The following is a 19790-nucleotide window of genomic DNA, read 5'->3' on the forward strand; positions in this document are numbered from 1 at the left end:
GCTCGAATGCGCGGTTACTTCACACCCGAGCAAATTCGCAATGCCGAAGCGCCACTGCTGAATTCCATGCCCGACGACACCCTGATGCGGCGCGCCGCGTACGGATTGGCCAGGATCGTCGCGGGTGAGCTGGCGGCGCGTACGGGGGGTGTCGCAGGGCGGCGCGTGACGATTCTGGTGGGCACCGGCGACAACGGTGGCGACGGTTTGTGGGCAGGGGCGTATCTGCGTAGACGCGGCGTCTCGGTCTCGGCTCTCCTGCTCGACCCGACGCGGGTACATGCCGAAGGCCTGGCGGCCCTGCGCTCCTCGGGTGGTCGAGTGGTCTCGCACTGCGGAAGCGCCGACATCGTCGTCGACGCCATCGTCGGAATTTCCGGCAAGGGTCCGCTGCGCCCCGACGCAGCCGCGGTGGTCGAACAGATCACCGCACCGATCGTGGCGGTGGACGTTCCCAGCGGCGTCGACGCGTCGACCGGTGTAGCGCCGGGACCGGCCGTGACGGCCGATGTGACGGTGACGTTCGGGGCCCGAAAGCCCGTTCACGTTCTGGCCGTACCTCGTTGTGGCCGAATCGAACTCGTGGACATCGGTCTCGAATTGCCGGAGCCGGCGATGGCCTCGTTCGAGCCGGCCGACGTGGGGCGCGTATGGCCTGTTCCGACGGCCTCGGACGACAAGTACTCGCAGGGCGTCGTGGGTGTCCTGGCCGGCAGCGCGACGTTTCCCGGTGCCGCCCTGCTGTGTGTCGGAGCGGCGGTGGCGGCCACCTCCGGAATGGTCCGCTACGTGGGAAATGCTGGCGCAGAGATTGTTTCGCGCTATCCAGAGGTCGTTGCCGCATCGGACCTCGACGCAGCGGGGAAAGTCCAGGCGTGGGTGGTCGGCCCCGGTTTCGGCACCGACGAGCACTCGGCGGAGATCGTGCGCCGAGTCCTCGACTCGGACCTGCCGGTCGTCGTCGATGCGGATGCGCTGACGGTCCTCTCACGTAACGAACGCTGGATCGCCGGACGCGCCGCACCGACTCTGCTGACTCCGCATGCCGGGGAGTTCGCGCGCCTGACGGGCTCGGACCCCGCACCCGACCGGGTGGGAGCGGTTCGAGATCTCGCTGCGCGCTGGGGCGTCACCGTTCTCCTCAAGGGACGCGCGACGATCGTCGCCGACGCCGATGGCACCACGTTCGTCAACGACGCCGGAGGATCGGCTGCATCTACCGCCGGTTCGGGTGACGTCCTGTCGGGGATCCTCGGTGCGCTCCTCGCGTCGGGAATGGCACCGGCCACTGCGGCTGCCTGCGGTGCGAAGGTCCATGCGCTGGCCGCGGCCCGAGCGGCCCACGGGGTCGACGGGCAGTTCGCGGCACCCATTTCTGCCGGTCCGCTGTGTGATTCGATCCCGGATGCCATCCGAACCGTGCGCTCGATCACAGCCTGAGCAAGGATCGCGTGGTGCACATCCGATGCCGGGTGCGTCATGAGTTCTGCCACCCTGATCCGTCGTATCGGCGTCGCGGATGGCACTATCGAACGTTGTGAGTATCGGCTGCGGCGATGAGAGGACCGATCCTCGAACGGGTTCGGGCGCAGTGGCGTCCGTCGACTTGGACGCGGTGGCCCACAATGTTCGCGTGTTGCAGGAGTTCGCCGGGGATGCCGCCGTGATGGCAGTACTCAAGGCCGACGGGTACAACCACGGTGCCGTCGAAGTGGCGCATGCTGCGGTCGCAGCAGGGGCGCAGGAGCTCGGGGTGACCACCATCGGGGAGGCCCTCGAACTTCGTGCGGCCGGTGTCACCGTTCCGGTGCTCGCGTGGTTGCACCGAACGGATGCGGATTTCGCCGCTGCGATCACCGCGCAGGTGGGGATCGGCGTCTCCACGGCATCCCAGCTCGACGGTGTGGTCACGGCAGCGCGCCGAGTCGGCTCCACCGCCGACCTTTCGCTCAAGATCGATACCGGACTCAATCGCAACGGGGTAGCGGAATCGGATCTCGATACCGTCCTCGACGCTGTTGCGGTCGCCGTCGCAGACGGCTCTGTGCGGTTGACCGGAATGTTCTCGCATCTGGCCTGTTCCGACGAACCGGGGCACCCGGCAAACGATGAGCAGGCCGAGCGGCTGCGTGACGCGGTGCGGCGCGCCACCCGGCGCGGAACGCCCCCCGCAGTCGTGCACCTGTCCAACTCCGCAGCCACGCTGACCAGACCCGATCTCGGTTTCGACATGGTTCGCCCGGGTATTGCTCTGTACGGCATGTCACCCGTGCCCGAGCTGGGAAGTTTCGGCCTGCGGCCGGTCATGACGGTGTCTGCGCAAGTGGCGAACATCAAGAAGGTGAGCAAAGGTGAATCGGTGTCCTACGGCTACACCTGGACCGCTCCCGCCGACACCGTGGTCGCACTCGTCGCTCTCGGATACGCCGACGGTGTCGTCCGCAGCCTCAGCGGACGGTTCGAGGTGACCATCGCGGGTCGGCGCTATCCCTCGGTGGGACGCGTGTGCATGGATCAGTTCGTCGTCGATCTCGGCGGCGACCGCTCGGGTGTTGCGGTGGGCGACGAGGCACTACTGTTCGGGCCAGGGGACAGGGGAGAGGCGCACGCTCAGGATTGGGCGGATGCGCTCGAGACCATCAGCTACGAGGTCGTCACCGGCATTCGTGGACGCGTTCGACGGCAGTTCGTCGGCGTGCGCTCAGGGGAGGCGACGTAACAGTCATGCTCGGACTGCTGGAAAGTATCGCAATTGTACTGCGCGAGACGGCTTTTCGGTCCAACAAGGACCCGTTGGCCACCGAGAATCTCGACCTCATGGACGCCGACCGCGGCAGCATCGTCACCGCGGACGACGGCGTTCCGCTCGCGGTGCGCGAAGTGGGCCCGTCGGATGCCGAGACGACCGTCGTCTTCGTCCACGGATACTGCCTGCGCATGTCGTCGTGGCACTTTCAGCGCCGCACGCTCGAGCAGCAGTGGGGTTCGACGGTGCGCATGGTCTTCTACGACCAGCGCGGTCACGGACGATCGGGAGTGCCGAATCCGGACAGCTGCACCATAGGCCAGCTCGGCCTCGATCTCGACGCGGTGATTCGCTCGGTGGTACCCAAGGGGCGCATCGTTCTGGTCGGGCACTCGATGGGCGGAATGTCGATCCTGTCCATGGCACGGCAACGATCGGACGTGCTGCGCGAGAGAGTCATCGGGGCGGTGCTGATCTCGACGACGGCTGCCGGTCTCGCGCAGTCCGGGGTCGGTCGTAGTCTGCAGAACCCGGCGGTGGACGCGTTCCGACTCGCGGTACGCACGTCGCCCGGCCTTGTTCAGTTCGGTCGCGGTGCTGTGCGCGCGCTCATCTCTCCCGTGCTGCGCGCGGCGTCCTACGGCACCAGGGTGTCCCCGCGACTGGTCGCGTTCTCTCAGTCGATGATCGACGACACGTCCGTGGTGACGATCGTCAATTTTCTCGAGACGCTCGAGTTGCACGACGAATCCGAGGCTTTGCTGGAGTTCGAGAACATTCCGGTGTCCGTGGTGTGCGGCGACGAGGACTGGATCATTCCGTTCGCCAGTTCTCAGGCCCTGGCGCAGGCTCTGCCGCGGTCCGAGATGGTGCGCGTCCGTCAGGGTGGGCACCTGGTCCAACTCGAATTCCCGGAACAGGTCAACGGTGCGATCGCGCGGCTCGTGGCGCGGGCGTCGGAGGCGGCGGGCAAGAAGCGGCGGTGGGGCGTTGTCTGACGGTCCGCTGCACTTGCCTGTGCAGGCCGAATTGGTCACTGCAGCAGACACTGCCGAGTTCGGCTCTCGGCTCGCGGATGTACTCGTCGCAGGCGATCTGGTGATTCTCGACGGCCCGTTGGGGGCTGGAAAGACGGCCATGACCAAGGGGATTGCGGCCGGGCTCGGTGTTCTCGGCCGCGTCACCTCGCCCACGTTCGTCATCGCCCGCGAGCATCGACCCGGGGCGCGGCCCCACGGGCTACCCCCGGTCGCGCTCGTCCACGTCGACGCCTACCGCCTCGGGATGACCGGGCAATCGGCGCTCGACGAACTCGATGCTCTCGACCTCGACACCGACCTCACCGACGCGGTCGTCGTGGTCGAATGGGGCGAGGGATTGGTGGAGAAATTGACGGACGGGCACATCTCGGTTCGTCTGACCCGTGACCCGGACTCCGATGTTCGACGCGTGACGGTGAGTCGCGTGAACACCACGTCGGCTCCGGCTGACGTGGGCTGATCGGGTACCGGGTGCGCAGCCCAACCCCCGTCGGCGGGTAATCTGAAGCATCGTGCTTGTACTTGCCGTCGACACCTCGACCCCCGCCGTCACCGCAGGTGTGGTGCGCCTGACCGGGCCCGCCGACATCGGCGCAGCGGTCGCCACTCTCGCCACACGGGTTCGGGTGGACGCGCGATCGCACGCGGAAGTGTTGACCCCCAACATTTTGGAGTGCCTGGCCGAAGCAGGAATCACCGCAGCCGAGTTGGGTGCCGTCGTCGTAGGCGTCGGCCCCGGACCGTACACCGGGTTGCGAGTGGGAATGGCCACGGCTGCGGCGTTCGGCGACGCGCTCGGTCTCCCGGTGTACGGCGTCTGCAGCCTGGACGCCATTGCCGCAGACGTTTCCGAGTCCGGGTCCCTGTTGGTGGTGACCGACGCACGTCGGCGCGAAATCTATTGGGCGCGTTACGAAGCCGGAGTTCGCACCGCGGGTCCCGATGTGATCGCGCCGGCCGAACTGGATCGAGGCGGAGTCGACGCGGTGGCCGGATCCGCGCCGCATGCTGCGGCGTTCGGACTTCCGATTCGCGATGTGCAGGCACCGTCTCCGGCCGGGCTGGTCTCGGTCGCCCTCGCCGATATCGGCAGTGGGATCGTTCCCGGTCCGCTGGTTCCGTTGTACCTGCGCCGCCCCGATGCCAAGACGCTGGACGAACGCGCCGCAGTGAAGGCTCGGCAGTGACGGTGTCGATCGAGTCGATGACGGTCCAGGACGCTCCTCGGTGCGCGTATCTCGAGACCGTGTTGTTCCCGGGAGACGGTCCGTGGGCCGAGGATGCATTCGTCGCGGAACTGGCGGCGCCACACAATCATTACGTCACGGCGCGGGAAAACGGTGAGGTTGTGGGATACGCAGGCATTTCATTGTTGGGGGAGCCGAGCCGCGGTGCGTTCGTCGTCGGTGAGTCCGAGGTGCACACCATCGGTGTCGATCCGGCGCATCGTCGCAGAGGGATCGGCGGGCGATTGCTCGACGAATTGCTTTCGGTGGCCGACGAGCACGGTGGTCCGGTCTTTCTCGAGGTCCGTACCGACAACAAGCCCGCCATCGAGCTGTACCGTCGCGAAGGCTTCGAGATCGTGGGCACCAGGGCCAAGTACTACCAACCGAGCGGGGCCGATGCCTTCACCATGCGTCGGCCCGAGAACACGGAAGGATCAGCCCGATGATCGTCATGGGTATCGAAAGTTCCTGCGACGAAACAGGAGTCGGGATCGTCCGGTGGGACGGGTCGGGGACCTGTGAGCTGATGGCCGACGAGGTGGCCTCCAGTGTCGACGAGCATGCGCGGTACGGGGGAGTTGTGCCCGAGGTGGCGTCGCGGGCGCATCTCGAAGCCATCGTGCCAACGATGCGGCGGGCCCTGACGGCCGCGGACATCGAGCGCCCCGACGCCGTTGCGGTGACGATCGGCCCCGGTTTGGCCGGGGCGTTGCTGGTCGGAGTCGCCGCAGCGAAGGCGTACGCCGCGGCGTGGGGCGTGCCGTTCTATGCGGTGAACCATCTCGGTGGCCACGTTGCGGTCGACACGCTCGAGCACGGTCCGATGCCGTCGTGCGTCGCACTGCTGGTCTCCGGTGGCCATACTCATCTGCTGCACGTCGACGATCTGTCCCGGCCGATCGCCGAACTGGGAACCACGGTCGATGACGCAGCCGGTGAGGCCTTCGACAAGGTCGCGCGACTGCTCGGATTGGGCTATCCGGGCGGGCCGGCGCTCGATGATGCTGCGCGCGAGGGTGATCCGAAGGCAATCGCATTTCCGCGGGGAATGACGGGTCCACGCGATGCCCGTTACGACTTCTCCTTCTCCGGCGTCAAGACAGCCGTTGCTCGGTTCGTCGAGGCCAGGGTTCGCGCTGGAGATCCGATTCCGGTCGCAGACATTGCCGCGTCCTTCCAGGAGTCCGTTGCCGACGTGCTGACGATGAAGGCCGTCCGCGCGGCAACCGACGTCGACGTCGACACGATCGTTCTGGGTGGGGGTGCCACCGCCAATTCCCGCATTCGCTCGTTGATCGAAAGTCGTTGTGCAGAGCAAGGTTTGACGCTTCGAATACCGAAGCCGCGGTTGTGCACCGACAACGGCGTCATGATCGCCGCACTGGGCGCTCATCTTGTTGCAGGCGGAGCCGAGCCGTCGGCGCTGACCGCCGTGACCGATCCCGGCCTGTCGGTCGCGACCAGTCAGGTGCCCGGCTGAGCGTCCCGTGTAGTGGCGGCGGTCGGCTCGGACGAACGCGGTGCAGACTGCTCGGACGCCGGTAGGGGTTCGGCCGGCTCGGGCGCTGCTGCCGGTGGAGACCACACCGTCGGGGGTGCTGTGAGTTCGGGTGTCGGCTCTGCGCCGCTCACTTCGGTCCTCGGCACACTGATCGACTCGGTCGGGACCACGGTGCCGTCGGGAGTCGTGGGATCCGTCGGGCGCGGTGTCGGTCCGGGGCTCAGCTCGGTCGACCCACCGGGTGCGGATGTCTCGACCGGCTCGGTGGGCGGAATCTCGATGGTGGTCACCGGGGGCGCAGGCTCGACCGAGATGCCGCCGGTGGGGCTCGGCGACACGGGAGCCGACGTGGGGTCGATCGGCCACTCGATCCGTGGGAGATCGGGTGCCGGACGAAGAGTCGGCGTAGTGGTCGGCCGTGCGGTGGTGGTGAACCCCGCCGGCGATCCGCTGGAGTCGATCGTGGTCGCAGTCGGGTCGGGGCGACCATCGGGGGTGCGTCCCGACGTCGGCGTGCTCTCGTCGGTGGAGTAGCCCTCGGCGATCGGCGCACCGGAGTTGCTCGAGCCGGTAGTGGACTCGGCGGCACTTCCGGCCGGCGAGACGCTGGGATCGTCGGACGGGGTGATCGTCTGCACGCCGTAGGCGAGAACGAGTCCACCTGCGACGACGGCGGCGGCGATCGCCCCGGAGTATCGACTCATACGGCCGGCTGTACTGCGAGTCGCCGTCACGAGCTGGTAACCGCTGCCGACGGCGGATGCGGCGAGGCCGGCAGCGCCGACGGCGAGGACGGCATCGGGTTCGGGTAGTCGAATCACCGGGGCGTGGAACGCAGCGGTGAGTGTGGTGGCGAGCAGAGGAATGTGCGCACCGCCGCCGATCAGCACGATGGCCTCGGGTTCGTGGCTACTGTCGTCGAACACTCCGCGGACGAATCGAGCGGCGTTGTCGAAGATCGGGGCCACAGCGGCACCGAAGGCGGCACGGGTGACGGTCAGTGGGGTTCCGCTGTACCGCTCGATACGGACCTCGTCCTCGTCGGAGAGCTGTTCCTTGATCGATCGGTATCGCGCAGATCCGATTCCGCGGTCGTCGCGAATGTCGTCCCTGAGGTTGTCACGGGTCATGTCCTGTACGAGGTTCTTGACGAGCGTGTCGAGTGCGTCGCCGCCGATGGCGTCCGACCGCCCGTGCGCGAGCACGGTGCCTGCGGTCCGATCGGCAACCGTGACCGACATGCCCGAGGCTCCGAGGTCCACCAGCGCGATCGTGTCGTACCGATCGATCAGGCCGGTGGTGGCCAGGTGTGCTGCCGCGGCCGCGGACTCGGGCACCAGGCGAACGTCGCGGGTGGTGTGGATCAACGCTGCGCGTATCCGCGCAGCGTGCTCTTCGGTGCGGTAGGTGACGGCGATCGAGTCCGGGGACCGGTGGCCGGGGATCAGTGAGGCCACGAGTTCGATGGCCGAGGTGACAAGGTCACCGATGTCGGTGTTCGCCCGGCGGTCGGCCGAGACGGTGCGGTACTCGACTGTGCGCGTACCGTCGGTATCGACGAGGACGAGGGCTGCGCACACGACGTCGGATCCGGTGGATACTCCCACTCCCACGCGCATGTTGCACCTCCCCCTGCATGTCCGAAATCGACTTCCCTGTGTGCCATGTCGCGGCACAGCTGTCGTTCGTTATCGTTCGGACAGCTCCGTTATCGTAACGTTACTTTGCGCTTCGGGTCGAATGTAATAGTGCGACCGGTACGCTCCCCGAGGAACCGAGATGGCCGTTCACCTGGCCTTTCGGCTTGCGGAAAAATGCCGAAAGCGGCGAAAATCGGATCCGACGTTCGGGTGATTCGCCTTCGATCGAGCGTGTTTCTCGATTGCCGGGGTCGCGCACGACATCGTGTTCGCGCCCTCGTGCGAATGTGCGCGACCACCGCTTCTCGAACCTGGCGAACCCAGCCCTTGAGTGCTGGCACTCTCGTGTATAGAGTGCTAGTTGGCACCGAGCGAAGTCCCGGCACCCGCGACGACGGGAACGAGTTCAGGCCGTGATCGAAATACTGCACGAGAAGCACATACACACAGCTGTCCGGGGATCCGACCCCGGACGCGTACCCCATAACTTTGGAGGGCTCAACGTGGCGAGCGTGAAAATCAAGCCGCTCGAGGACAAGATCCTCGTCCAGGCCAACGAGGCCGAGACGACGACCGCCTCCGGTCTGGTCATCCCCGACACAGCCAAGGAGAAGCCCCAGGAGGGCACCGTCGTCGCCGTGGGCGAAGGCCGTGTCACCGAGAAGGGCAACCGCATCCCGGTCGACGTCAAAGAAGGTGACACCGTCATCTACAGCAAGTACGGCGGCACCGAGATCAAGTACGCCGGCGAGGAATACCTGATTCTGTCGGCACGCGACGTGCTGGCTGTCATCGCCAAGTAGGCCACAACGCATCCCGCCCCGGAAGCCGATCTCGTGTCGGTGCCGGGGCGGTGTGCGTTCGATCGAGTTTCTTTACTCGAAGGAGTAACACCGAAACATGGCAAAGCAAATCAAATTCAACGAGGAAGCGCGCCGCTCGCTCGAGCGCGGCGTCGACAAACTCGCCGACGCAGTCAAGGTCACTCTCGGTCCCCGAGGACGCCACGTCGTGCTGGCCAAGGCCTTCGGCGGCCCGACGGTCACCAACGACGGTGTGTCGATCGCTCGTGAGATCGATCTGGAAGACCCGTTCGAGAACCTCGGCGCGCAGCTGGTCAAGAGCGTCGCCACCAAGACCAACGACGTCGCAGGCGACGGAACCACCACCGCGACGGTCCTCGCGCAGGCTCTCGTTCGCGGCGGACTGAAGAACATCGCAGCCGGTGCCAACCCGATCGCGCTCGGCACCGGTATTTCCAAGGCAGCCGACAAGGTTGCCGAGGCTCTCCTGGCCGCCGCCACCCCGGTCGAGGGCAAGCAGGCCATCGCTCAGGTCGCCACCGTGTCCTCGCGCGACCCCGAAATCGGCGAACTCGTCGGCGAGGCACTGACCCGCGTCGGCGCTGACGGCGTGGTCACCGTCGAAGAGTCCTCGACGCTGCTCACCGAGCTCTCGGTCACCGAGGGCGTGCAGTTCGACAAGGGCTACCTCTCGCCGTACTTCGTCACCGACGTCGACGCGCAGGAAGCCGTTCTCGAGGACGCGTACGTCCTGCTCTACCGCGAGAAGATCACCTCGCTTCCGGACTTCCTTCCTCTGCTGGAGAAGGTCGCAGAGTCCGGCAAGCCGTTGCTCATCATCGCCGAGGACACCGAGGGTGAAGTTCTCTCGACGTTGGTCGTCAACTCCATCCGCAAGACGATCAAGGCCGTGGCCGTCAAGGCGCCGTTCTTCGGTGACCGACGCAAGGCATTCCTCGACGATCTCGCGGTCGTGACGGCCGGACAGGTCATCACCGCCGATGTGGGTCTGAGCCTCAAGGAAGCCGGACTCGAGCTCCTCGGTCGCGCTCGTCGCGTCGTCGTCACCAAGGACGACACGACCATCGTCGACGGTGCGGGCACGCAGGACGACATCGATGCGCGCGTCGGTCAGCTCCGCCGCGAAATCGAGAACACCGATTCCGAGTGGGATCGCGAGAAGCTCGAAGAGCGTCTGGCGAAACTGTCGGGCGGCATCGCGGTCATCAAGGTCGGTGCCGCCACCGAGACCGAGCTCAAGGAACGCAAGTTCCGCGTCGACGACGCCGTGGCTGCGGCCAAGGCAGCCGTGGAAGAGGGCATCGTCCCCGGCGGTGGCTCGGCTCTGACTCAGGCTGCGTTGGCTCTGGCCGACGATCTCGGCCTGACCGGCGACGAGGCCACCGGCGTTGCCGTGGTGCGTACCGCGCTCAACGCGCCGCTGTTCTGGATCGCCTCGAATGCGGGCATCGACGGTTCTGTCGTTGTCAGCAAGGTGGCAGAACTGCCGAAGGGACACGGATTCAATGCCGCGACCCTGACGTACGGTGACCTGCTCGCCGACGGCGTCGTCGATCCGGTGAAGGTGACCCGCTCCGCGGTGGTCAACGCCGCGTCGGTTGCACGCATGATTCTGACGACCGAGAGCGCGATCGTGGAGAAGCCGGAAGAGGCCGCCGAGCCTGCTGCCGGACACGGACACGCTCACTGACATCAGGTGACACGAGAAAGCCCCCAACCGGAACGGGTTGGGGGCTTTCTCGTGTGTTCGGGTGACTAGACCGCGATGCGGCGGCGGTTGTGACGGGCGTGCAGCTCCCGCTCGGTCTCCGACATCCCGCCCCAGATTCCGTAGGGCTCGCTGACGTTCAGAGCGTGCGTGCGGCACTGTGCGAGTACGGGGCAGCTGCGGCACATCTCCTTCGCCCGCATCTCGCGCTGTGCTCGTGCCCGGCCCCGCTCGCCGTCCGGGTGGAAGAACATGGACGAGTCGACGCCACGGCACAGGCCGTGCATCTGCCAGTCCCAGATATCGGCGTTCGGCCCAGGGAGGTGATTCGGCTGCGGCATGAAGACTCCTAGGGTGGTGTGGCTTGTCGGATTCGTGATCCGAATGCCGACAACGTTATGTGTGTCGACGAAATCGAGTCAATAGTTCTTCGTCGTGGGCAAATGCATAGTTGTGGTGTCAAGAATTAACACGAGCGGTATTTACTTCGACTCACCCGCGTGCGTGTCGTTCCTGTTGAAGAATCCGCCGACACGGGAGAGCATGGAGTGCGCGTCGGAGTGCAGCCATCGATGCATCGCGGGTCAGCGGTGGATGTCGGTGCCCGCCGACGGTGATCGAACTACGCTGGCTCTTTCGCCGTTTCCGCTGATCAGAGGCGTATCGACGACCCTGCGTCCTTGTGTTCTCGCGCTGTCGGCCCGACGTCGGTCCGTTCGGTCGAGGCCGCCGAGACCGCCCGACTCGACTCGCGGAGCACTCCGTGAAGTACGAGAAGTCGCACGGGCCGCGGGCGACGCAGTGGATTCCTCTCATGAAATCGGGCGCGGTGATTAACCTATTCGCCACACAGCGTTCAGATTCTCGTTTCCGAAGTGGCCCGTGTTCACATTGTTAATTCCTTGAAAACTGCATTCCGTGCACGTGAATCGGAACGTCCTTGCGCTGCAACGGGCCGATTGTGAATTCGCGCGTTGCATTGTTTCTCTCGGCAAGGAACGGATTCACGCCGTTGGTTCGCGATCGGCGACAGTGCGCCGTCGTTCTCGGGACGTGAGGCCGCCGCCGGCGATGGCCCTACCCTTGCTTCGTGCCACCACAGCAGAGCTCGTTGTTCACCGCGACGCGGTCCGAACTTTTCGACGTCGCCTTAGGTGGCAACCCCGGCCGGTTCCCGATCCCCGCAGCCGCCGATTCGCAGCAGAGTTGGTATCGCAGTGTCGCGTTGGCAGGCCAGGGGCGGTACAGCGCGGCGGGGATCGAGCTTCGGCGTTTTCGACCCCACAGCCGGGAACTCGAGTCGCTGCACGCGTCGACCCGCGCGTCCTGGTTTCGTCAGGTGGGTAACCATCAGCGCGCTCGCCGCTTCGACGGCAGGGCCGTATTTCTCGTCGGACTCACCGGACCGCCGGCGTCGATCGACATCGTCGAGGCCCGCAGTGATGCATTGACCGGACTGGCCGCGGATGCTCTCGGCCACGGTCGATTCAGGCTCGCGGACACGCTGCTGGCCCGCAGCGCGGAGCAGCGGGACGGGCCCGTCGGTCGAGGTCTGTGGCGTCCGGCACTACGGGCGGCGTGGGTGGCGGCCGAACTGGCGATGATGCGCGGCGACGGTGCCGGGGCGCTCCGACACGCCGAGTGCGCTCGCGCTCTCGCCAACGATGCCGATTCGTTACGTCACACCATCAAGACGGACCTGGTGCATGCGGCGGCTCTGAGCTGCGTCGGCGAGACCGACCGCGCCCGCGAGTCTGCTGTTCAGGTGGCCTGCGCAGCGGCGACACACGGTTTGCTGCCATTGCGTTGGGCCGCGACGATGCTGTGCGAGGGCACGGGCGGCGTCGACGCCGGGATGGCTGCGTCCGTCGACCTGGCTGCCGCCATCGATCGTCTGGGTGGTTCGACGGTCTACTGACCAGGATCGGGGTCGAGGGCGGACCGAGCGGTTCGGTTATGGCCGGGTGGTGTCGCTATCCTTGGTCTCGTTCCACCACCACGTGGAAGCGCTCCCAGGCGGGTGCGTACCTGTAACGCGGGGAAATTAGTCGACGATGAACAGTGCGGGAGAAGAGCTCGACTCTTTCGTCGTTGCCGCAGCGCAAGGCGATCGATTGGCTCTGTCCCGGGTCTTGGAATTCATCCGACCACTCGTCGTGCGGTACTGCCGGGCACGGGTCGGTTCGGCTGAGCGCGGTCAGCTTTCGGCCGACGACGTGGCGCAGGAGGTCTGTTTGGCAGTCATGACCGCCTTGCCGCGTTACCAGGACCAAGGCCGACCGTTCATGGCATTCGTGTACGGCATCGCGGCTCACAAGGTCGCCGACGCCCATCGCAGCGCCTCGCGTAACAAATCGGACCCGGCCGCCGAAGTACCAGATGTCGTCTCGATGGAACACGGACCGGAGCAACGCGCTCTGGAATCCGAGTCGAGTCGACAGATGACTGCATTGCTGGACACCTTGCCCGCCAAGCACCGCGAGATTCTGGTGCTCCGACTCATCGTCGGATTGTCGGCCGAGGAAACAGCAGCAGCCGTCGGCAGCACTGCAGGCGCTATCCGCGTGGCTCAGCACCGAGCTATCGCAAAACTGAAGAACGAAGTTGTGAGAGCAGGTGAAATGTATGGCTAGGGACAATGGTCACGGTGGCCCCGGTGAGACGCCGCGTCGCGGAATCTCGCGTATCGGTGAGCCCGTGAGCTCCACTGGACCGAAGCAGAACGATCCCTATGCCGACATCGGCGCAGACGGCGGTCCTGTGGACCTCGTCGCCGTACGTCGCGATGATGCGTTCATCGACGCGATCAGTGGTGACGGACCGATTGCCACCGATGACGCAGACGAGTACCAACTCGCCCTTCTGCTCGCCAATTGGCGAGCAGACGTAATTGCGCCGGCGATGCCGGCCGGCCCGTCCCTCGACGTTGTCGTCGCCTCCGTCGAGCGCGAGAAGCTCGCTGCCGACATGGCGCGGTCGAGCTCGGCGAATCGCGGTGGTCGGATGCGTCTGTTGCGTCCCATCGCCGGTGCCGCTGCAGCGATAGCCGTGGTGATGGGTGGCTTGGTGGTCATCTCGTACAACTCGACCCCCGACGATCCACTGTGGAGCGTCAAGTCCGTCGTCTTCTCGCAGCAGGCCGATTCGACTGTCGCGCAAATCGATACGACGTCCAAGCTGCAAGAGGCAGAAAATCTTCTCTCGTCCGGGGACACCACCGCCGCTCGTGCACTGCTCGACGGTGCATCGAGCAGCAGTTCTGCTGTGCTCGACGAAGGGCAGCGCGCCGAGCTCGATCAGTGGCTGGCTCGCCTGTTGCAGGAGCTGCAGGCTCTGACGGTTCCGGCTCCGGTACCTCAGCCCCCGGTTCCGTTGCCGTCTGCGGCGGCGTCCCTGCCGAGCATCGATCCCTACGTGCCTCCGGTGCCCGTACAGCCGATCACCCCCGACACCACCGGTGTTCCGGTCACACCGGCTCCGGCGACGACGACACCCGATGCTCCGCCCACGACGACGGCTCCGAGTCCCACGACGACGACCGATGTCACGCCGACAGGGCTCTCGGAGCCTGGTCAGCCGACGGCGACCGCCGGTGGCAGCAGCGCACCCGAGAATCGCGATCGTATGTTGGTCCCGCCCGGCGGAAGCTGAGCAGTTTCACCGGATCGCACCGTTTCCGGTCCGAACGAGAAAGCCCGACACGATCATCGTGTCGGGCTTTTCCGGCTCTCGGTCCGAAGATCAGCTGTCGAAGCCGTCGCCGTGCAGAGCGTCGTTCATGGACGCGTCCGCGAAGCCGCGGCAGTAGTCCCAGGTCACGTAGGCGTCGGGCACCGGGTCGTAGGCAGGCTCATGTGGTCGGACGGTGCCGTCGACCAGGAGCTGCAGCAGATTTGCGCGCAGCATGTCCCAGTCGTGGTAGTGGTCCTGCTGGCAGTCTTCGCAACACACGACGAGGCCGCGAATTCCGCGGTGGCCGAGGAGTGCCTCGTAGACGGCCAGGTCCGCCAAGTCTTCCTCGACGGCGAGCCGCTCCTGAGGATCGAGAGGCTGGCCGGGCTCGATGGCGTCGAGGGCGGCCGACGGGTCGGCTGGGTCTCCGGCGAACGGATCCGGGGGTAGACCGGGAGGCAGTTGATCGCGCACGCCTCCACGGTACGCAGGACTGGTGGGTCTGCGCCAGCCGTTCGAACGCGACATGCCGGGCGCGCTGTCGCCGATTTCGGTGCCGATCGAGTTTTCGGTGCTTCCCGCCACTCACAGCAGGAGGCATTCGCACTGGTTGTGCCCTAGCCGATACCATGGTTCACGGCGCTGAACAGATGAGTGCAAGTGCCGAAACTCCATCCGTTCTCCAACACTGCACCGTGGTGCGCATGCGAGGCCTCACCGGCCGCGCGGCGTGCTGCAGGTGCAACCAGGCTCCAGGGAGGGCCAGATTCGCATGAGTAGTCCCGGAGCCCACGTCCGCACAGGCGGCGACGATCCCAACAAGGTCGCGATGCTCGGCCTCACGTTCGACGACGTCCTGCTGCTGCCGGCCGCTTCCGACCTGATTCCCAGCTCGGTCGACACGTCCAGTCAGATCACCCGCGAGATCCGGTTGCGGGTGCCGCTGGTCAGCTCGGCCATGGACACCGTCACCGAGGCGCGGATGGCCATCGCGATGGCCCGCGCCGGTGGCATGGGCGTGCTGCACCGGAACCTGTCACTGCAGGATCAGGCGTCCCAGGTGGAGACGGTCAAGCGTTCGGAGGCCGGAATGGTCACCGATCCGGTCACCTGCAAGCCGACCGATTCACTGGCCGAGGTCGACGCCATGTGTGCGCGTTTCCGTATCTCCGGCCTTCCCGTCACCGACGAGACCGGCGCTTTGGTCGGCATCATCACCAACCGCGACATGCGCTTCGAGGTCGACCAGAATCGCCGCGTCGCCGATGTGATGACGAAGGCACCGTTGATCACCGCGCAGGAGGGCGTCACGGCCGAGGCAGCGCTCGGCCTGCTGCGTCGGCACAAGATCGAGAAGTTGCCGATCGTGGACGGCAAGGGCGCGCTCACCGGACTCATCACTGTCAAGGACTTCGTCAAGACCGAGCAGCATCCCAACGCCACCAAGGACCGCGACGGTCGTCTGCTGGTCGGTGCCGCGGTGGGCGTCGGGCAGGACGCCTGGGCTCGGTCGATGGCGCTGACCGACGCCGGGGTGGACGTCATCATCGTCGACACCGCGCACGGCCACAATTCGCAGGTGCTCGAGATGGTCAGCAAGCTCAAGGCCGAGGTGGGCAACCGCGTGCAGGTCGTCGGCGGCAACGTGGCCACCCGAGCGGGCGCACTGGCACTCGTCGAGGCAGGCGCGGACGCGGTCAAGGTCGGCGTCGGACCGGGCTCCATCTGCACCACCCGCGTCGTCGCAGGCGTCGGCGCTCCGCAGATCACCGCCATCCTCGAAGCCGTCGCCGCGTGCAAGCCGCACGGTGTGCCGGTCATCGCCGACGGAGGTATGCAGTTCTCCGGTGACATCGCCAAGGCGCTGGCCGCCGGTGCGTCGACCGCCATGCTCGGATCGTTGTTGGCCGGAACCGCCGAATCTCCCGGCGAGCTGATTCTGGTGGGCGGCAAGCAGTTCAAGAGCTACCGAGGCATGGGCTCGCTCGGCGCGATGCAGGGACGTGGGGGAGCGAAGTCGTTCTCCAAGGACCGCTACTTCCAGGACGATGTGCTGGCCGAGGACAAGTTGGTGCCCGAGGGCATCGAAGGTCGCGTTCCGTTCCGAGGGCCGTTGAACCAGGTCATCCACCAGCTCACCGGCGGTCTGCGTGCCGCGATGGGGTACACCGGGTCCAACTCGATCGAGGACCTGCAGCAGGCTCAGTTCGTGCAGATCACCGCGGCGGGGCTCAAGGAGAGCCACCCGCACGACATCACGATGACCGCTGAGGCCCCGAACTACACCACCCGATAGTCGACCCGGCCAGGATTCGGCCGGTTCGATTCGCTCTCGAAGTAGAAAGGTGCGCGCGTGCGCGACCTCGTTGAAATCGGCATGGGCAGAGAAGCCCGCCGCACCTACCAGCTGGACGACATCGACATCGTGCCGTCCCGCCGTACCCGGTCCTCGAAGGAGGTGTCGACGGCGTGGCAGCTCGACGCGTACCGGTTCGATATCCCGGTACTCGCACATCCGACCGACGCGCTGGTTTCGCCGGAGTTCGCGATCGAGCTGGGTCGGCAGGGTGGGCTGGGGGTCATCAACGGTGAAGGACTGTGGGCGCGTCACGCGGACGTGCAGGCCAAGCTCGATCAGCTGATCCACATCGCCGAGAACGATCTCGATCCCGACGCGCCCATCGCCTTCCTGCAGGAACTGCACGCCGCGCCGCTGCAGCCGGATCTGCTGGCCGCTGCGGTGGGGCAGGTCCGCGATTCCGGGGTGACAGTCGCCGTTCGAGTGAGCCCGCAGAACGCCAGGGCGCTGACTCCCGCCCTGGTCGCGTCGGGCCTCGATCTGCTGGTCATCCAGGGCACGATCATCTCCGCGGAGCACGTGGCGCACGGTGACGACGAGCCGCTCAACCTCAAGACCTTCATCGCCGAGCTCGATGTCCCCGTCATCGCCGGGGGCGTGAGCGACCACCGCACCGCTCTGCACCTGATGCGTACCGGCGCAGCAGGTGTCATCGTCGGTTACGGCTCGGTCGAAGGCGGTACGACCACCGGTGAGGTGCTCGGAATCGGCGTTCCGATGGCCACCGCCATTGCCGATGCGGCCGCTGCGCGTCGGGACTACCTGGACGAAACCGGTGGACGGTACGTACACGTCATCGCCGACGGCGACATCACCACCTCCGGTGCGCTCGCCAAGGCCATTGCCTGTGGAGCCGATGCTGCTGTTCTCGGCGCTCCGCTGGCCGTCGCTGCCGAGGCTCCCGGCGGCGGTTGGTACTGGCCGTCTGCCGCGGCGCATCCGTCGATGCCGCGCGGCACGTTGCTGCCGATGTCGGCGGGGGACCGCCCGAGCTTGGACCAGGTGCTGCACGGGCCGTCACGCGAGTCGTACGGTTCGATCAACCTGGTCGGTGGGCTGCGTCGTTCGATGGCGAAATCGGGGTACTCCGATCTCAAGGAATTCCAGAAGGTGGGCCTGAACGTCAGGGCCTGATCGACCTCGCACAACCGCAGGGCGCGCACTCCATCCCGGGGTGCGCGCCCTGTGTCGTCCGGTAAGCCGACCCTCGGTTGGTGATACTTCTCGTAACAGCTAGAATCACTTGTGGCGGTAGTCACATGGGGGTGTGCATACTGTTCGACAGCATCGGATGTAGCGGAGGTCACCATGGGTTCAGCTGTTCGCGCAACGGATTACGACGTTCTGATCGTCGGTTCGGGCTTCGGCGGGAGCGTCACCGCGCTTCGGCTGGTGGAGAAGGGATACCGCGTCGGGATACTGGAAGCCGGGCAGCGCTTCGAGGACAAGGACTTCGCGAAGAACAGCTGGGATCTCAAGCGCTTCCTGTGGGCACCGAAGCTCGGCCTCTACGGCATCCAGCGCGTGCATCTGCTGCGCGATTGTTTGATTCTCGCCGGTGCAGGCGTCGGCGGAGGATCGCTGAACTACGCGAACACCCTCTACAAGCCACAGGCTCCGTTCTTCGAGGACAAGCAGTGGGCGCACATCACCGACTGGAGCAGTGAGCTCTCTCCGTTCTACGACCAGGCCACCCGCATGCTCGGCGTTGTGCGCAACCCACACATGACACCGGCCGACGAGGTGATGAAGTCGGTCGCCGAGGACATGGGCGTCGCCGATACCTTCATCCAGACGCCGGTGGGAGTGTTCTTCGGCGACGAACCGGGCAAGACGGTCCCCGACCCGTACTTCGGCGGTGCCGGGCCTGAGCGCACCGGGTGCATCGAATGCGGCGAATGCATGACCGGTTGCCGCCACGGCGCGAAGAACACCCTGCTGAAGAACTACCTCGGCCTGGCCGAACGCGCAGGAGCCGAGATCGTGCCGATGACGACCGTCACCGGTCTCGTGCCCCGATCCGACGGCACCTGGGACGTCGACACCGAACGCACCGGCGCTCGGCTGCGCAAGGGACGCAAGACCTACAGTGCCGCCAATGTCGTTCTCGCCGCGGGCACGTGGGGCACACAGAACCTGCTGCACAAGATGAAGGACACGGGCGCTCTGCCTCGCCTGTCCGACACCCTCGGTGAGCTGACCCGCACCAATTCCGAATCGATCGTCGGTGCTGCGAAGCTCGCGGTCGATCCGAACATGGACCTCACCCGCGGTGTCGCCATCACGTCCTCGTTCCACCCCAGCCCCAACACGCACATCGAACCCTGCCGTTACGGCAAGGGCTCGAATGCCATGGGCATGCTGCAGACACTGATGACCGACGGCGGCGGACCGATTCCGCGGTGGCTCAAATTCGTCTTCGCGTTGATTGCCCACCCGCTCCAGTTCGTCCGCGTCGTCAACGTCCGGCGCTGGAGCGAACGGACCATCATCGCGCTGGTGATGCAGAACCTCGACAACTCGATCACCACGTTCACCAAGCGTGGGCCGTTCGGCCGCAAGATCTCGAGCAAGCAGGGGCACGGCGAGCCCAATCCGACCTGGATTCCCGAGGGCAACGACGCCACCCGACGCATCGCGAAGAAGATCGGCGGTGTGGCGGGCGGAACCTGGGGCGAACTGTTCAACATTCCGCTCACGGCACACTTCCTCGGTGGATGCGCCATCGCCTCCGATTCCGAGCACGGCGTCATCGATCCGTACCACCGCGTCCACGGATACCCGACCCTCAGCGTGGTCGACGGGGCTGCCGTATCGGCCAACCTCGGAGTGAACCCCTCGCTGACCATCAGCGCGCAGGCCGAGCGGTCCGCGGCGCTGTGGCCGAACAAGGGCGAGCTGGATCTGCGTCCGGCGCAAGGACTTCCGTACCAGCGTCTGGACCCCATCGCCCCGAACTCCCCGGTCGTCCCGGTCGACGCTCCGGGTGGTCTGCGCCTACCGATCGTCGAGATCCGGTCGGGCTCTGCGGCGATGCCAGTCGAGCGCTCGGGCGTTGCGTGAGCACTGGT

Annotated in this window: 18 protein-coding genes; 15 read left to right on the plus strand and 3 right to left on the minus strand. The window is 66.1% G+C overall.

Annotated elements, in window-relative coordinates; translation table 11 throughout:
• Positions 1 to 6 precede the first annotated feature (6 nt).
• The 7 genes from ACNEOT_RS11340 (at position 7) to tsaD (ending at position 6495) form a co-directional block, all read left to right on the plus strand.
• Entirely contained in the window at positions 7 to 1440 is a 1434-nt protein-coding gene (locus tag ACNEOT_RS11340) for an NAD(P)H-hydrate dehydratase (RefSeq protein ID WP_415974072.1), read from the plus strand.
• Positions 1441 to 1519: 79 nt separating this feature from the next.
• Positions 1520 to 2719: an alanine racemase gene (gene alr / locus ACNEOT_RS11345; RefSeq protein WP_415974074.1), complete on the plus strand. Its 1200-nt coding sequence runs from the start codon at positions 1520 to 1522 to the stop codon at positions 2717 to 2719.
• 5 nt (positions 2720 to 2724) lie between these two features.
• Entirely contained in the window at positions 2725 to 3744 is a 1020-nt protein-coding gene (locus tag ACNEOT_RS11350) for an alpha/beta fold hydrolase (RefSeq protein WP_415974075.1), read from the plus strand.
• The gene (tsaE, locus tag ACNEOT_RS11355; RefSeq protein ID WP_415974076.1) at positions 3737 to 4246 is read left to right on the plus strand and encodes a tRNA (adenosine(37)-N6)-threonylcarbamoyltransferase complex ATPase subunit type 1 TsaE; all 510 of its coding nucleotides are present in this window, start codon (positions 3737 to 3739) and stop codon (positions 4244 to 4246) included. The genes ACNEOT_RS11350 and tsaE overlap by 8 nt, the downstream gene beginning before the upstream one ends.
• A 52-nt stretch (positions 4247 to 4298) precedes the next feature.
• Positions 4299 to 4973, plus strand: coding sequence for a tRNA (adenosine(37)-N6)-threonylcarbamoyltransferase complex dimerization subunit type 1 TsaB (gene tsaB, locus ACNEOT_RS11360; RefSeq protein ID WP_415974077.1), 675 nt, complete (start codon positions 4299 to 4301; stop codon positions 4971 to 4973).
• On the plus strand, positions 4970 to 5461 hold the full coding sequence (gene rimI / locus ACNEOT_RS11365; protein ID WP_415974078.1) for a ribosomal protein S18-alanine N-acetyltransferase: 492 nt from the start codon (positions 4970 to 4972) through the stop codon (positions 5459 to 5461). The genes tsaB and rimI overlap by 4 nt, the downstream gene beginning before the upstream one ends.
• Positions 5458 to 6495, plus strand: coding sequence for a tRNA (adenosine(37)-N6)-threonylcarbamoyltransferase complex transferase subunit TsaD (tsaD, locus tag ACNEOT_RS11370; protein WP_415974079.1), 1038 nt, complete (start codon positions 5458 to 5460; stop codon positions 6493 to 6495). Before rimI ends, tsaD begins: the two co-directional genes overlap by 4 nt.
• Here the strand turns inward: tsaD and ACNEOT_RS11375 are convergent.
• Complete coding sequence (locus ACNEOT_RS11375) at positions 6480 to 8135, minus strand: Hsp70 family protein (protein ID WP_415974080.1); 1656 nt, start codon at positions 8133 to 8135, stop codon at positions 6480 to 6482. The two genes, tsaD and ACNEOT_RS11375, sit on opposite strands and share 16 nt — an antisense overlap.
• 524 nt (positions 8136 to 8659) lie before the next feature.
• Between ACNEOT_RS11375 and groES the strand changes: the two genes are divergently transcribed.
• Positions 8660 to 8959, plus strand: coding sequence for a co-chaperone GroES (groES, locus tag ACNEOT_RS11380; RefSeq protein WP_008718149.1), 300 nt, complete (start codon positions 8660 to 8662; stop codon positions 8957 to 8959).
• Between the two features lie 97 nt (positions 8960 to 9056).
• Entirely contained in the window at positions 9057 to 10670 is a 1614-nt protein-coding gene (gene groL / locus ACNEOT_RS11385; protein WP_415974081.1) for a chaperonin GroEL, read from the plus strand.
• A gap of 65 nt (positions 10671 to 10735) precedes the next feature.
• On the opposite strand, the gene ACNEOT_RS11390 is transcribed toward groL, so the two are convergent.
• Positions 10736 to 11029, minus strand: a complete 294-nt coding sequence (locus ACNEOT_RS11390; protein WP_027496361.1) for a WhiB family transcriptional regulator — start codon at positions 11027 to 11029, stop codon at positions 10736 to 10738.
• A 749-nt stretch (positions 11030 to 11778) separates the two neighbouring features.
• Between ACNEOT_RS11390 and ACNEOT_RS11395 the strand changes: the two genes are divergently transcribed.
• From ACNEOT_RS11395 to ACNEOT_RS11405, 3 genes are all read left to right on the plus strand, one after another.
• Positions 11779 to 12606: a hypothetical protein gene (locus ACNEOT_RS11395; RefSeq protein ID WP_415974083.1), complete on the plus strand. Its 828-nt coding sequence runs from the start codon at positions 11779 to 11781 to the stop codon at positions 12604 to 12606.
• A gap of 136 nt (positions 12607 to 12742) precedes the next feature.
• The gene (locus tag ACNEOT_RS11400) at positions 12743 to 13321 is read left to right on the plus strand and encodes a sigma-70 family RNA polymerase sigma factor (RefSeq protein WP_032397500.1); all 579 of its coding nucleotides are present in this window, start codon (positions 12743 to 12745) and stop codon (positions 13319 to 13321) included.
• A complete protein-coding gene (locus ACNEOT_RS11405) occupies positions 13314 to 14339 on the plus strand; it encodes an anti-sigma-D factor RsdA (protein WP_415974085.1) in 1026 nt (341 codons plus the stop codon). Before ACNEOT_RS11400 ends, ACNEOT_RS11405 begins: the two co-directional genes overlap by 8 nt.
• Before the next feature lie 90 nt (positions 14340 to 14429).
• Here ACNEOT_RS11405 and ACNEOT_RS11410 read toward each other — a convergent pair whose 3' ends face one another.
• A complete protein-coding gene (locus tag ACNEOT_RS11410) occupies positions 14430 to 14834 on the minus strand; it encodes a DUF5319 domain-containing protein (RefSeq protein WP_032378069.1) in 405 nt (134 codons plus the stop codon).
• Between the two features lie 298 nt (positions 14835 to 15132).
• Here ACNEOT_RS11410 and guaB point away from each other — a divergent pair, with 298 nt between their 5' ends.
• The 3 genes from guaB (at position 15133) to ACNEOT_RS11425 (ending at position 19782) form a co-directional block, all read left to right on the plus strand.
• Positions 15133 to 16656: an IMP dehydrogenase gene (gene guaB / locus ACNEOT_RS11415; protein WP_415974086.1), complete on the plus strand. Its 1524-nt coding sequence runs from the start codon at positions 15133 to 15135 to the stop codon at positions 16654 to 16656.
• 57 nt (positions 16657 to 16713) lie between these two features.
• A complete protein-coding gene (locus tag ACNEOT_RS11420; protein ID WP_415974087.1) occupies positions 16714 to 17853 on the plus strand; it encodes a GuaB3 family IMP dehydrogenase-related protein in 1140 nt (379 codons plus the stop codon).
• 174 nt (positions 17854 to 18027) lie between these two features.
• Complete coding sequence (locus tag ACNEOT_RS11425) at positions 18028 to 19782, plus strand: FAD-dependent oxidoreductase (RefSeq protein ID WP_415974088.1); 1755 nt, start codon at positions 18028 to 18030, stop codon at positions 19780 to 19782.
• The last annotated feature ends 8 nt before the right edge of the window (positions 19783 to 19790 follow it).

Source organism: Rhodococcus sp. 077-4, from assembly GCF_047782425.1.
Classification (GTDB): Bacteria; Actinomycetota; Actinomycetes; order Mycobacteriales; family Mycobacteriaceae; genus Rhodococcoides.

Bases quoted from the DNA above. Each gene is read 5' to 3' on its own strand.
- ACNEOT_RS11340 (WP_415974072.1), top strand. From the start codon at position 7: ATGCGCGGTTACTTCACACCCGAGCAAATTCGCAATGCCGAAGCGCCA.
- alr (WP_415974074.1), top strand. From the start codon at position 1,520: ATGGCACTATCGAACGTTGTGAGTATCGGCTGCGGCGATGAGAGGACC.
- ACNEOT_RS11350 (WP_415974075.1), top strand. From the start codon at position 2,725: ATGCTCGGACTGCTGGAAAGTATCGCAATTGTACTGCGCGAGACGGCT.
- tsaD (WP_415974079.1), top strand. From the start codon at position 5,458: ATGATCGTCATGGGTATCGAAAGTTCCTGCGACGAAACAGGAGTCGGG.
- ACNEOT_RS11375 (WP_415974080.1), bottom strand. From the start codon at position 8,135: ATGCGCGTGGGAGTGGGAGTATCCACCGGATCCGACGTCGTGTGCGCA.
- groL (WP_415974081.1), top strand. From the start codon at position 9,057: ATGGCAAAGCAAATCAAATTCAACGAGGAAGCGCGCCGCTCGCTCGAG.
- ACNEOT_RS11390 (WP_027496361.1), bottom strand. From the start codon at position 11,029: ATGCCGCAGCCGAATCACCTCCCTGGGCCGAACGCCGATATCTGGGAC.
- ACNEOT_RS11400 (WP_032397500.1), top strand. From the start codon at position 12,743: ATGAACAGTGCGGGAGAAGAGCTCGACTCTTTCGTCGTTGCCGCAGCG.
- ACNEOT_RS11405 (WP_415974085.1), top strand. From the start codon at position 13,314: ATGGCTAGGGACAATGGTCACGGTGGCCCCGGTGAGACGCCGCGTCGC.
- guaB (WP_415974086.1), top strand. From the start codon at position 15,133: ATGAGTAGTCCCGGAGCCCACGTCCGCACAGGCGGCGACGATCCCAAC.
- ACNEOT_RS11425 (WP_415974088.1), top strand. From the start codon at position 18,028: ATGGGTTCAGCTGTTCGCGCAACGGATTACGACGTTCTGATCGTCGGT.